The 13,003-nt window shown below is 39.0% G+C and carries 14 protein-coding genes and 1 pseudogene; 2 read left to right on the top strand and 13 right to left on the bottom strand.

The genetic code is table 11. The features are described 5' to 3' along the window. Nucleotides 1-470 precede the first annotated feature (470 nt). Nucleotides 471-662 carry a hypothetical protein gene (locus NPUN_RS33820; RefSeq protein WP_012412927.1) on the bottom strand — a complete coding sequence of 64 codons (192 nt, stop codon included), beginning with the start codon at nucleotides 660-662 and terminating at the stop codon, nucleotides 471-473. Between the two features lie 505 nt (nucleotides 663-1,167). On the opposite strand from NPUN_RS33820, the gene NPUN_RS33815 reads away from it, so the two are divergent. Further along, nucleotides 1,168-2,433 carry an AIPR family protein gene (locus NPUN_RS33815; protein ID WP_012412926.1) on the top strand — a complete coding sequence of 422 codons (1,266 nt, stop codon included), beginning with the start codon at nucleotides 1,168-1,170 and terminating at the stop codon, nucleotides 2,431-2,433. Here the strand turns inward: NPUN_RS33815 and NPUN_RS33810 are convergent. The 3 genes from NPUN_RS33810 to gntT form a co-directional block, all read right to left on the bottom strand. Then, nucleotides 2,420-3,949 carry a hypothetical protein gene (locus NPUN_RS33810; protein WP_012412925.1) on the bottom strand — a complete coding sequence of 510 codons (1,530 nt, stop codon included), beginning with the start codon at nucleotides 3,947-3,949 and terminating at the stop codon, nucleotides 2,420-2,422. The two genes, NPUN_RS33815 and NPUN_RS33810, sit on opposite strands and share 14 nt — an antisense overlap. Then, nucleotides 3,946-4,698 carry an ABC transporter ATP-binding protein gene (locus NPUN_RS33805; protein WP_012412924.1) on the bottom strand — a complete coding sequence of 251 codons (753 nt, stop codon included), beginning with the start codon at nucleotides 4,696-4,698 and terminating at the stop codon, nucleotides 3,946-3,948. Before NPUN_RS33805 ends, NPUN_RS33810 begins: the two co-directional genes overlap by 4 nt. Before the next feature lie 281 nt (nucleotides 4,699-4,979). Beyond that, the gene (gene gntT, locus NPUN_RS33800) at nucleotides 4,980-6,365 is read right to left on the bottom strand and encodes a guanitoxin biosynthesis MATE family efflux transporter GntT (RefSeq protein WP_012412923.1); all 1,386 of its coding nucleotides are present in this window, start codon (nucleotides 6,363-6,365) and stop codon (nucleotides 4,980-4,982) included. Between the two features lie 491 nt (nucleotides 6,366-6,856). On the opposite strand from gntT, the gene NPUN_RS43810 reads away from it, so the two are divergent. Further along, nucleotides 6,857-7,078: a CopG family transcriptional regulator gene (locus tag NPUN_RS43810; protein ID WP_083782494.1), complete on the top strand. Its 222-nt coding sequence runs from the start codon at nucleotides 6,857-6,859 to the stop codon at nucleotides 7,076-7,078. A gap of 3 nt (nucleotides 7,079-7,081) precedes the next feature. Here NPUN_RS43810 and NPUN_RS33790 read toward each other — a convergent pair. From NPUN_RS33790 to NPUN_RS33755, 9 genes and pseudogenes are all read right to left on the bottom strand, one after another. Further along, nucleotides 7,082-8,248: pseudogene (locus tag NPUN_RS33790) on the bottom strand (IS4 family transposase); the annotation flags it as partial. Between the two features lie 228 nt (nucleotides 8,249-8,476). After that, complete coding sequence (locus NPUN_RS33785) at nucleotides 8,477-8,782, bottom strand: hypothetical protein (RefSeq protein WP_012412921.1); 306 nt, start codon at nucleotides 8,780-8,782, stop codon at nucleotides 8,477-8,479. Nucleotides 8,783-8,847: 65 nt separating this feature from the next. Next, nucleotides 8,848-9,075: a hypothetical protein gene (locus NPUN_RS41215; RefSeq protein ID WP_141699770.1), complete on the bottom strand. Its 228-nt coding sequence runs from the start codon at nucleotides 9,073-9,075 to the stop codon at nucleotides 8,848-8,850. Nucleotides 9,076-9,164: 89 nt separating this feature from the next. Further along, nucleotides 9,165-10,706 carry a hypothetical protein gene (locus NPUN_RS33780; protein ID WP_012412920.1) on the bottom strand — a complete coding sequence of 514 codons (1,542 nt, stop codon included), beginning with the start codon at nucleotides 10,704-10,706 and terminating at the stop codon, nucleotides 9,165-9,167. 4 nt (nucleotides 10,707-10,710) lie between these two features. Next, a complete protein-coding gene (locus NPUN_RS33775) occupies nucleotides 10,711-10,998 on the bottom strand; it encodes a hypothetical protein (protein WP_012412919.1) in 288 nt (95 codons plus the stop codon). A gap of 23 nt (nucleotides 10,999-11,021) precedes the next feature. Then, nucleotides 11,022-11,387 carry a four helix bundle protein gene (locus NPUN_RS33770; RefSeq protein WP_012412918.1) on the bottom strand — a complete coding sequence of 122 codons (366 nt, stop codon included), beginning with the start codon at nucleotides 11,385-11,387 and terminating at the stop codon, nucleotides 11,022-11,024. 59 nt (nucleotides 11,388-11,446) lie between these two features. Then, on the bottom strand, nucleotides 11,447-11,887 hold the full coding sequence (locus tag NPUN_RS33765; RefSeq protein ID WP_012412917.1) for a hypothetical protein: 441 nt from the start codon (nucleotides 11,885-11,887) through the stop codon (nucleotides 11,447-11,449). 105 nt (nucleotides 11,888-11,992) lie between these two features. After that, a complete protein-coding gene (locus tag NPUN_RS33760; RefSeq protein WP_012412916.1) occupies nucleotides 11,993-12,349 on the bottom strand; it encodes a hypothetical protein in 357 nt (118 codons plus the stop codon). A 65-nt stretch (nucleotides 12,350-12,414) separates the two neighbouring features. Then, complete coding sequence (locus NPUN_RS33755; RefSeq protein WP_012412915.1) at nucleotides 12,415-12,936, bottom strand: hypothetical protein; 522 nt, start codon at nucleotides 12,934-12,936, stop codon at nucleotides 12,415-12,417. Between the last annotated feature and the right edge of the window lie 67 nt (nucleotides 12,937-13,003).

Below are 13,003 nucleotides of genomic sequence, written 5' to 3'. Positions count from 1 at the left end.
GATTTAGGTAGCTTGGCAAACCATGTATAGCCATGAGCCTACCCCCGTTAAATATCAACTTCCTGGGCGAAGGGAGAAAAAACTAATTGAGGCGATAAAATCACGGGCGCAAACAAGAGTAATTATCTCTATTTACAACTGTCGAATATGAATATTTTTTAGGATTACCGAAATCCCTGTCGTCACCTTGGTAAAACGTAGAATCATTAGCAACAGTATATTCGGTAATTTGGGAGGGTACATTTTAAGGTGCAACAGTACACACTGTATAAGATTTAACTCTAATTCTTCTGCTTAATTGTTTGTTACATACTTATAAAATTTTCCCACGGCTTACTTATAAATTTTCTCTACAACTTACTTACTGCTTCTTAATTCTTAACCGAAAAGTATTGACGGGTGATGGCTCTCCTGCTAGTGCGATGAAAGTGCTTTTCAGACTGGGATTGCCACCGAATGAATTAAACACTTCAACGGTTTTGATAAATCGAATCACGCCCAGCTTTTGCTGCTGCTTCAGCACTATAGTAAATCGGATAGTCACCGAATACCGTACCATCGGGGCTAATAATCCGAAACTGCCAGCATTTAGCTCTAGTGTAAAATACGACTAAAACATGAGATTGAGTACAGACAACTGAATGAATTTTAGTGGTAGTCATGGTACTGTGCAGTTGCGCTTGCTGAATATTAGTAAAGCAGTCATTCTCATAATGAGAACAGGTATAAATACGTTTTAGTGAAACTAACTGGTCAAGCCTAGTTATGAATGTTTTTGAAAACTTTTTAACATTAGCACTTTTTGCAACTAACTTAAGTATGAATAATAGTCTACCTTAAGTTAGTTTTGTAGATATGAACAGCAACTAAGCTGTTGTTTATAATTGAAAATAGCTTTCCATAAGGGGAGCGCTTAAACATGAAGAGTTTAAGTACTCTTTATCTAAACTAGGATTTAGGCACTGTACAGATTAAGCATAATGTTGCTGTGAATTTTGGCTTTTCAGGCGTGTCGGCTCTACCGCTCTTTCAAATAATTTGACTACCCAGATGCTGAGATATGCTGTAATCCAATGTTTAAAGGTACTGAGCGTTTCGAGAAAGCAATATCAGGGTCAGGGTTTTGGTTAACATAGAAATTCCACTGACCAAGAAATTAAATAAAGTATGCCCAAGACTTGGAATATTAAAATAGATAACTATTTTCAAGCCAATCCAAATTGCATCATCGCCACTGCTCATGTAGATTCGTTCCCGACAGACCTACCCCTAGAACCGAACATCAGGGAACCGAACCGTAAAAGCGCGACCTACAGACAAATGTTCGATTCACTGACCACCGAACCTGGAAAATTCTTCTCTCGCCACAGTGGAATCGTTCTGTCAGCCAATAAAGTTAAGCCTATCAAGAACAAAACTGAACTAGAATTAGAAATTTTAGAAGCTAACGAGGGAGGTAGCGACGGTATTATCAACGGAGGACATACAGTTTTAGCTTTTGAGCAAGCGAAAAATTACAAATACGATTTAACCGAAGCCAGAGTAAAAGTTACGATTCACATCGGACTGACTGAAGAATCAGCTAAAGATATAGCCCTAGCTTCAAATACTACAACGCCAGTAGATTCGCGCTCCAAAGTCAACGCTAGGGGTGATTACAAATTTATCAAGCAGTATTTAGCTCAGTTAGAACAGAAAGAAGATAGAAAATTCCGCATCGCTTATTACCAAAACCAAAGCGGCGCTCCCAGAAACGCTCAGTGTAATGTCACCCATCTGCTCAAGCTGCTTTACTGCCTTGACAGAAATAAATACAACCCTGACGGCAATAAACGAACCAAACACCCAGCAGGAATGAGTCTTCCAAGTAACATCATAGACGCAGAAAGGGAAAGATTAACTGCACTTTTGCCTCTCTTGACTCACGCCCTGTGGATAGAGCAAAGACTCTACGAAATAATCCAAGAATATATCAGCAACCCCAGAAGAAAAGGTGCTAACGATTTAGCATCAGTAGATATACGTAAAACGACGTTATTGCCGGACAGTAAGTATTCATTCGGGTTTGGTGCGCCAACCGACTTGGCACTACCGATAATTGCGTCCTATCGGGTATTTCTAGACAAGGACTATAAATGGATTCTGCCGTTTAACGAATTCGCCGAAGATTTCCTCCAACACTTGTGGAATAACTATTTCCGTAAATACTTGGTGTCGGAGAAAACAGCAGGAAATACAGTCGGGACAAAAATCAGCCGCAATCAAGAGATTTGGGAAAGTTTGTATATCTCAGCGCAGAGTTATCTAAATCAGCACTTGGTGAAAATGGTTAACTCCAGTAAGGCAGAGTCAGAATCCAAGGTGACACAAGGTAGTAGCAAGAGGGGAAAAGGGAAAAGCAATGTGATTAACGCGATCACTATTCCAAAATAGTTTTTTGTTTGTGTATTGCAACAGCTAATGCCACAACTAAACCAATCACCGCCAAAAAAATCAAAACGGTGTGTAAATGACCTTGCTGCAAACTAAATCCTAACCATCCCCAAGATAACCAGGAAATAATTTCGAGTAACTTTAACAATACACTCACTTGGCTATTTTGTCGCTGTCGAAACGATTCTGCCAACTTGACAGGGCGAGAATTCCACATACTTAGAGTTGCTGCACAAGTAGTACAAACTAAAAAAATAACTATTGCTATAAACCACGATTTACTATTAACTATCAAAACAATAAATAGCGGTGACATGAGCAACCAAATCGGAATCAATGCTGCTAACAACTTCAATTGACGTAACTTTCCTCTGTCTACTGGGGAAGCTTTAAGCAAGTCTGGTGCTTCTTCTCCAGAAATGCAAATTTGGGTTAAAGTTGATGTCAAAGCTTGCCCAAATACCAAACTTATTGGCCAAGTTAAAGTTAAAAGGTCAACACCATGACCGTGATGTTGTCGTAACACACTTAGAAATGGGAATGTGATAAAAAATATTTGCAAAAAGATACGCGAAAATAAATAAGGATTCCGCCACATAATTCGCCATTCTTTAAGTAAAGCAACACGATACAAACCGCCAACCACAAAGCGACTTGCTTGGGTAGGGCGTAGTTGATGATGTTTACTTGTAAGTTCCTGTTGTGTACCTGCGATAAAAGAAAAATGTAAGATTTCCACCGTTACCCACGTCAAACCACTACTAATTATTAGCACTAGCGCTACTGACAGAGGATCAAAGAAAATAGCTCTCGCAGGGAACCAAACCCAACTATTTGCACTCAAAAAGTTTCCTGACGCGAGTAAATGTTCTAATCGAAACCAAATCGATTCTGTACTACTACTACCTTTGAGAAAATTAGGTAATTGAGAACTCAAATATATTGTAATTGGAAATAAAGCTGTCAGAACTTGAGCGAAAGTCCGTGCCCGCTTTGCACCTACAACACGAACTAGCACTAAAACAAACAACATTGCTAAACATGTGGCGCTTAAATTAATACTAATCCAAGCCGGGTAAAGCCCTAAAAGTTGAGGAATACCAGATAATATAGCAATTAAACTTACAGGAATTACAAATAAACAACCACTGAAAAAATTTTTCAGGGCAATTGCTAACACCCGACTTGCAAAAATCACTTTACTTGAAATTGGCGATGATATAAGTAAATCCAAATCTCCGCGTTCAAATAACCCCACCAAGCTACCTCTCATAGCTTGGATAAAGCCATAATAAAATCCAAACAACCAGACTACTACCGCAATCCACAAAGCATTCTCTGGTATAGTCTGAAACGATTTAACGTCTTGAAAATCATCCAGCGTAAACCATACCCAAATTAAAAGCAAAATTACAGAAATGCTGCCAATAAATATCGTTACAGGTCTAACAGTATTTTCACGCCACCACAAACGTAATTCATGATGAACAATCCAATGTAATGTACCTACTTTCATATTGCACCTTCAACATCATGATTTTGAGTCAATTCTAAAAAAACTGTCTCCAAACTAGCGCCTGCTTCACCACTTTGAGTTCTAAGTTCGTCTAAAGTTCCTTCGGCGATCAAGCGTCCATGATTAATAATCCCAATTCGCTGCGCCATACGCTCGGCAATTTCCATGATATGGGTAGTTAAAATTACCGTGTTACCTTGATTTACATATTCAGCAAGCATATTCTTGACTAAGCGGGCTGCGGCTGCATCTAATCCTGTTAACGGTTCATCTAAGATAAGAATTCTCGGTTGATGAATTAATGCCCCTGCTAAAGCAAGTTTTTGTTTCATCCCTCGCGAAAAAGTTTCGCTCAAATCTCCTCTGTGATTCCACAAGTTTAATTGTTTGAGAATTTCTTGGGCTAAGATTTGAGCTTTAGGAGGATTAATTCCCCAAAGTCCAGCAATAAACTCTAAATACTCCATAGGGCGCAGTTTATTGTAAATTAGCGGTTCATCAGGTAGATATGCTAAAGTTTGCTTGGCTTTTTGAGGCGCTCGCCTGATACTATGACCTAGAATCATAACATCGCCCTTATCTGGTCGTAGTAACCCTGCAATCATTCGTAGAGTAGTGGTTTTTCCTGCACCGTTGGGGCCTAAAAGAGCATAAAATGAACCTTCTGTAATCTGCAAGCTAAGATTGTTCACGGCTTGGTGAGAACCATAAGACTTGCTAATTTGGGAAAGTTGAAGTGCGATTTCCATATTTACATCTAATACGAATTAACAAACAGGGGGGAGAAGTAAGAAGATGAAATATCAGCTTTTCAACTAATACTTTCTCCCTTATACCAATTTAATATGAAGCTACATATAATAAGGGAAAAGCAAACTCGTAATACCAATTCTCTATGAAGATGTACAGAATAAAGCATTTGAGACTCCATACCAGGCAAAGGAATTATTCTATGCAGGCTCACATAGATTTGGTATGAGGACTTATTATCGACAACACGTATTTCCTCTGAATGTAAATTAATGTATAGTTATTCCTGTTTTATAGTTAATGTTTTTGGTACGCACAATGCCAAAGTTATTGTTCTTGCTGCCATAAATAAAGACATTGATAGCCATAGTAGATGACTATTATGGAAATACCAAGCTGTAATTGCTGATGGAATAAAACCAATTAAAGTGGCTTTCAGCATAGATTGACGAAGTATATGACCTTGAGTCAACCCAAGAAAATAACCGTCTAGTGCATAAGCGACTGAGCCAAAACCTAAAACTGGTAACAACCAAGGAATATAAGAGCGTAAATTATTGATAATTTCAGGATGATTGGTCAGCAATCTTAACAGTGACTCTGGGGCACATATAAATGCAGTAGCAAACATTAATCCTATAAACAAGCTACTGACTACAGAAATTTGCAACAGTTGTTTTAAAGAACTAATATTTCTACTACCTTGAAAAATTCCCGCCAAGCTTTCAGTAGCAAATGCCAAACCATCAATGAAATATGCTGCCAAGCTCACCACTTGCATCAGCAGGGTATTTGCCGCCAGAATCTCAGTTCCTAACATAGAACTGAGATTGCTAAACATCGCCATTGTCGAAATTAAAGCGAAAGTCCGAAGAATAATTTCTCCATTCAAGATTAAAGCTAGTTTTAAAGCAGATAGGTCAAATAGTTCTCCAATTAGAGCTTGTATTTGTTTAAATGAAATTGTTTGACAATATAGCAAAATACCTACTATTAACATGAGATACTGACTAGCGGCTGTGGCTAAACCAGCTCCTCTACTTGACCATCCCCACTGAACAATAAATAGATAATCAAGTAGTACATTAGTGCTATTGCTAATAACTGAAAGCAACAACACTTTACTACTTTGTGCTTGTCCAAGAAACCAACCAATCAAGACAAAGTTAACCAATGTTGCTGGGGCACCCCATATTAAAGCATTATAAAAATCAACACCAGAACTTTTAACTTCTGGTGTAGCACTTAGAATCGCAAATCCTAATATTTGTAAAGGTTGTTGAAATACCAGAATGGTGATTCCTAATATCAGTGCTAAAATCCCATGCTGTAAACCAATTAGTACTGCTGATTGGTTATCTTTACGCCCTATGGCCTGTGCAACCATTCCGGTTGTACCCATGCGTAAAAAACCGAATGTCCAATAAATATAATTGAATAAAATTGTTGCTAGTGCTACACCTGCTAAATGACGAATCTCCGTTAAATGACCTAAAAATATTACATCTATTAGTCCTGCCAACGGAACCATTAGATTTGAAATCACATTTATAGATGCTAGCTTGATAAAATGGCGGATGAATACTAAACGTCGAGCAAAGATAGACAAAATTATAAATTCCTTGACCCCTGCTAGAAATTGTTCTCTGGAGATAATATACCTCATCTTTTAGCCCTAAATATCCGCCGACTCTCATCAATTAATATGAAACGAAGCATCGGTGAATAAGAAATAGAAAGCCGGAGTTGAGTTTTTGCTTCCGTCAGATCGTTTCTTCCAGAAAGCTTCAACAGGTCTGATAAAAGATTAGCGTCTTAATCTACTGTGTATACAGTGATTATGTCCTTCACAGTCGCAAAAGCTAGGATAGAAAAGGGATATGGGTAAAATTGTGCTTCATACTAACTGGAAGTAATGTAGCGAGCCTATGTAGTTTCAGGTGATCAATCGCCCTCATCTAAATCTGAAATTCATATAAGTGATTTATTGGTGAAGCTTTGGCTTTTACGTAAATACCCTGTCAAGTTTATGTCTAGAATAGTCTTACCGCAAGGCAAGTATGCTGTGGCTAACATTTGGCTAACACTGTTATTTATCAACCATTGCATCTTACAAAGTAAGTCTAATTTTAAAAAATTAAAAAATACGGACAAGTTATGAACAAAAAATGGGCTGTCAAACGAATGACGATAAATCTCACATCAACTGAGAGCGAAAAACTTGAACGCTACTGTGCAATCACAGGTAGACCAGCAACTGATGTCATTCGAGAGTTGATTCGCTCTCTTGAAGTAACTCATCTTCAAGCCTCGGAACATTTTACAGCAATGAAGACGACTTCTATCACTCATGTACCACAGCCAGCCAGTATAGGTTAGTTTCTGAAGGGGCGACATGAAGCCTATAAAGCTGACTGTATAAGCTTCATAGCTCTCATCCCTTGTAAATAAATAATTCTCTAGTTTATGACGACTTAATCGCATTAAATCTTGAACTAAACTCCAACAATCACCAATGAAATTAACCCAGTTCTGTGCATAAAGACCGATATAAAAGTTACTATGCCTTCTGTGAGAACGTCCATATTCTTTGGGACGTGCCAGATATTTTGCAATTCCTTTACTCTTAATATTCTGACCTTGTAATGTAGCAATAGTGTCAGCTAATGAGATGATTAAAACTAAAGCAATAAACCGCTTACCTTCCACATTTGTCTTCTCTAAATTGTAACCGCCACTTTTAAAATCTCTAAACATCTCTTCTATATCAAAGCGCTTTTGATATGCCTGAATCGCCGTTATTTTACTATTCATGTTAGTTAAAATAAACCATCCTTCTTTGGCTTTGTTTTGACGGTAATTCTTTTTCCATTTGCAAGCCACATTAAATCCCTTCACTTGTTTAGTTTTTGTTACCGTTGCATCTGATACAAAAAAAGATGTTCCTGGTTTTAAACCTAAATCTTTTATTTCGCACCATAAATGAGCTTTCAACTCAATATTCTCATTTTTCTTGAGTCTCAAACAAAACTCAAACCCTTGTTCATCAAGCCATTTCGCCAAGCTCACTGAACAAAACTCTCTATCTCCTAACACTACCGTTTTATAGTTTTTAAATAAGGGAATTATCTTTGTTAATGCCTTAGTTTGTTCTGATAAGTTACTACTACCTAATTTTGCTAAAAGCTTAAAGTATATCGGTATAGCTCTTTTTTGAAAAATTACACTAATCATTAGTAGATTTTTTCTTTTCCAATTCGTCCTATCAATTGCTAAATAGATTCGGTGATTTCCCAGGAAAATTTGAGCTAACCATCGTTCAATTATGGGAAACCATAATTCTTCTATATTCAATATTGGTAATAATAGAAACCTTTGTAACTTCTTCCGTCTCGACTGGCATTGAATGAATAATGGTAGCGACTCTGATATTTTCTCTAGTTTCACATCTTTGATATTTTGTACTACGTTAATCACCAGCGTCAGAAATATTAATTCGGACTGTGAAAGTAAACTTTGTAGATGCTTCTGGTATAATTCAGGTAACATTTTCAACAGATAGGTCTTATTGACAATACTGACCTATCTTTTTTTACCATAATTCGCTCAACTTAATACAGCACAAAGGCTTTCGGGTGCTTGTCCCCCCTTCAGGGTTAGTTCTAGCTGATTTGGTTAAAAAGAAACTACGATTACCTCAAAATCTTATTAGCAACGCCTAAGCAAATTGATTTAACCCACGCAAAGTTGCTTTGCTCCAATTAAAAAAAGTTGCATTTAGCTCCTGCCCAATCCGGGAAAAATTTTACTCCAAACACTTTGCTTTTTAGGGGTCGAATCCCCTTGCATAACACCAAATGAACCTTGCTGTTGCGCTTGAATCTCCTGCAAATTAAAAGCATGAACCGCCTGGGCTAACTCTGGATTGCCTTCTAGCAGTTCAGCTTCCAACTCTAACTCTTGTTGCAAAAGTTGGGCATTTCGGCGCAAGAACATCCGCTGATTATGCCGCCTAATCATAAGTGATTCTGACAGTTGCAATTGTTCTTCAAAACTCAAATCATCGTATTCGCTGTTATACATGAGAATTCTTCTCCAATTAGCTTAAAACTTAATTTTTAGAAAAATTAACGACACTGCTCAACTAATTAAAAATGTTTGATTCCTCCATAAAGTAGCTGATATCCCAGCCTCAATCTGGTAATAAATTCGTCAGTATTGCGATTCCCCCAAACAGGATTACTACGGCTTTTTATCCAGTTGATTGGACTATGACAAATCTCATTATGACAACGGTAGCACGTAGGAAATGTAGATTGACCAATGATGTCGTTGCCGTAGTAAGCGTGATGGATTTCTTCACTTTTCTTAGTCAAGCAAACGACACAATAATTGTGAGTTTTTCTGTGAGCGATTGCTACTTGTTTCCTATACTCTTTGGGATTACCATATCGAGCATTCCAATTTAGTTGTCTGGGTAGCCGAGATTTTCTAGTAATAGAGTCACCCCTTTTTCGTTTAACTCTTGCCCCGTTAATTCGTGCCACTTTTGTTTGATTTCCTGAAAATGCGGTCTTCTTCCTAATTCCGTTGCCCATTTTCTAATTTCTTGATACCAGTCAGTCTTCTGCTGCGAGGATTGCTGATTATTTTTAGAACTATGAACAGTGTCACTATTCGGTTTGGAATCTTGTTTTTGTTCCAGACCTTTGATATCAAATTCCGGGATTAGAGCAACAAAAGGATTAGATCGAGTGGGAATTACTAGGGCATATCGAACTCCGGCTTTATCCAACATTTCGCAAGCCTGTCGCAAGATTTCAAGAATTTCTTTTTTGACATTCAGAAAATCCTGGGGATGGTCAAGGATATAACTTGATGTTTGCCCCATCGCAATAAAGCAAACATTTTTCAAGGACGGGCGGCTAAATCCGGTTTCCCCAGAGAGTGGGGACTGGCCCATAAATAAACCATGACCCTTTAACCCAGCAGTGAATTTGATGACATAGTTCCAAAAACCCTGCAAGTCTTTGGCGGTATCAGCATCAACCATTCCTGGAAGTCCCTTGCCACCACCAAATACAGAGTCCACCTCATCCTGAGCAAGAAATAATTCGGGAACACCGTGACATTCACCACCAACAATTGATACTCTTGCTTTCTGCTTGTCAATTTGGTCTGTGGCAAAGGTAATCCAATCTCTTAACGCTTTCATGCCGTCAAACTTACGGCTGAACTTGCACAACCATCTGGTGACATCATCCTTTGGATCGCTGCCGATGACAATTGCTGGTGTTTGAGATTTTGCAGCAATTTTGTTGATAATCACTCCTGCTAAAGTTGATTTGCCAGATTGTGTTCCACCAGAAAGGTAAAAATGGTGATTGCTGCGAAGGGTCATATTTTGATTAGATGCAGCATCACACAGTTCATCAATCCAAGCACCATCAATTCTGATGTACTCAGGATAATTAGCTGCGATCGCTTGCAGAATTTTCATTGCACCCGGATTAATCACGGACTGCACAAATTCTTCATCAATGTCAGCAATATCGGGATTGGGAATACCAGTCGGTGAAGGTGATTGTTGCGCTGGTGGTTCTGGGAGTGTAACTAATCCTTGCAATTGATATTCAGCAATCCACCGGGGGCGCTCTTGCACTGGTAGCCGATTCACATAATCAGCAACTCTGCGTTTGGCTGCGATCGCAGTGGTGACATAATCATAAACAGCTTCGCCTTGCAAATGCTGCTTAAGTGATTTCAGGTCAGCTTCTTGTAAAGAGCGATAAACTTTTTGCTTGCTTTCACTGATTTGGGCAGATACTCCAAATAAGCCAGCACTCACCGTTCCAGCACCAAGTAGCATCCCGGTTGTTATTCGGTCAGTATTTAAGAAAAAAGGAGCAGACAGACATAACACTGCACTCGCTCCTAAACTACATAAGATAGTCCGTTCTGCATGAATGGCACTACTGGCAGTTAGACGTTGTAATTCAAATGGCATAAACTTATCTCACCCCCAACGCAACACCGGCTGCAACTAAAGTCAAGAAAACAAACAGGAATATCACTCCAGGCATCAAGCCGATGGTAAAAGTTTTGCGGTTAAATCCAAAACCTTTAACGACTAAACCGCCAAAGTTGAATAACCCCAGAAATATGCAGCAGATAGAGATTATGCCGATAAACCAAAGAATGTACTTACTAACGGGGCTGGCAACCGATAAATAACCCATAAACATAGAAAAGCCAACCCCGCACACTGCATATCCTATATGAAAGAGCTTGATTTGCATAATTAGAATTCAGAAGTCAGGAGTCAGGAGTCAGGAGTCAGAATGGAATTAACATAGCTTGTGAGTAATTTGCTAACTTCTTCAAGTTGGTTAATTGCGTTTGCCATATCACCGTAATTTAAATCCCTAGCTAGGATTAAATAATATCTACATTCTTCTAAAGAACCCTGTGCCGTGTTCATAAATCTTGCTTTATCTGCTCTCCCTTTTTTCTTAAATCCCTCAGCAATATTAGCGGCGATAGAAACAGATGCACCTCTAAATTGTGAGGATAACCCAAATATTTCTGACTTAGGAAATTGACCAGTCAGCTTATATATGTTCAAAACAAATTGATGTGCTTTCTGCCAAACTATTAAATCTTGAAATGTTTTTGCTGCTTGTCTCATTTATTCTGACTCCTGAATTCTGACTCCTGAATTCTGACTCCTGACTCCTGACTCCTGATTTAGAATCTGAAACTATCTCCCACTTCATCAAATGCTTTCTCGTAGCCCCCCAACTGACGTTGTTGTTCCTGGGAACCAAAGGCATGACGGATCACTGCCTCCCCATGTAATCCCCTAGTTCGCTGCAAATCTTCCTCAACCTTCATGGCTTCTTGGGAATATGCCAATTGGTTTTTATACATCTCTGCCAAAGATTGCAACTGTTTGAGCTTGTGCCGGGAGAACTTTGTATGTAGCCACTTCTGTGCTTTTAAAGTCCCAGCAACCTCAGCCTCATCCAGAACCTGCTGTGCTGTAGTGTAAGCTGGCAATGTGTAGCGATCGCGGATTGATGAAGGTAAATTACCCTCAATTTGTGTTGCATCCCCGACTCTTAAATCCGTTGATACTACTCCATCACCTTTCCCGCCAAATAAACCAGGAAGCCATTTTCCTAACATTCCTTTCTCCTTGTTAACTACTAATTAAAGAATCCAGAAGTCAGAAGTCAGGAGCCAGAATAAAGAATTGTAGTACTAAATGAATAGGCTATAAAACATTAAATTCTACCTATTCAGTTCTCCTGAATTCTGACTCCTGACTCCTGACTCCTGTGTATAAATCTGCTGAACTTGTTGAACTTGTGAGCCGATATATCGGGTTATGCCATATATGCCCATGAACGAAAACATCAATACTGTTATTGCTGCGATCGCAGTTTGAGCCATCATTCCCCGTTGCATCAATTCCTCAATCTGCCTATTAGATTGCGATCGCACCTTTGACTCATCAATAAGTTGCTGGACGACTAGGAACTCTTCTGTTGTCAGGTCTTCTAGTGTCAGCCCCGACAGATTCAATTCGCCGTCCTTCTTCAGGTGAATATTTAATGCTTTGCGATGGGTCTGGTCTTGTTGCTCCATATATAGCCACGCCTAAAACGAGAGTTAATAGCAGCAGATTCAGTACTGCTGCTATCAAGATGAATTTATTCGGCCGCATTTGTGAACTGAGCGCCGAAAATACCCGCAACGAGTTCGTCACCGATTGCACGAAAGGAATCTACGTCAGCTTCTTCCTCCATCGCTTTAGAGACAAACTTACTCACTACGTCCTTGGGTGCATTGCGAATCGTTGATAACAACTTGTCGGCTTTATCAGTTGTGTAAGCGTCAATCCCAACGTTGAGAACATCCTCCAAGGATTGAATTTCTTGGTTTGAAACCTGAGATGCGTGAGCGATCGCTCCTTGCAATGGAGGAGTAGATTTACGGCGGGGGGAATTTTTACCTAATTTACCGTTGCCATTTCTTGATTTGGCTGCAATATCCTTTTGAGATAATGCTAAACCAGATGCCTGCTTTAACTCCACAACTTTTAAAGCGATGGCACTTGCCTCTGCATCATTTAAACCATCAAGCTCCATTCCAATAGCTGATGCAGCAGACACAATATCTGCCTCATCGAACTCGATGCCTTGAGCCAGCAAAATTTCTTTGACTTTTTGCATAAATTAGTTTCTTATGTGTTACTACACCTCTAATATAATATATATTAGCTAAGTAACATATAAGAAA

This window comes from Nostoc punctiforme PCC 73102 (assembly GCF_000020025.1).
GTDB lineage: Bacteria > Cyanobacteriota > Cyanobacteriia > Cyanobacteriales > Nostocaceae > Nostoc > Nostoc punctiforme.
This window is presented reverse-complemented; position numbering and strand designations above follow the sequence as displayed.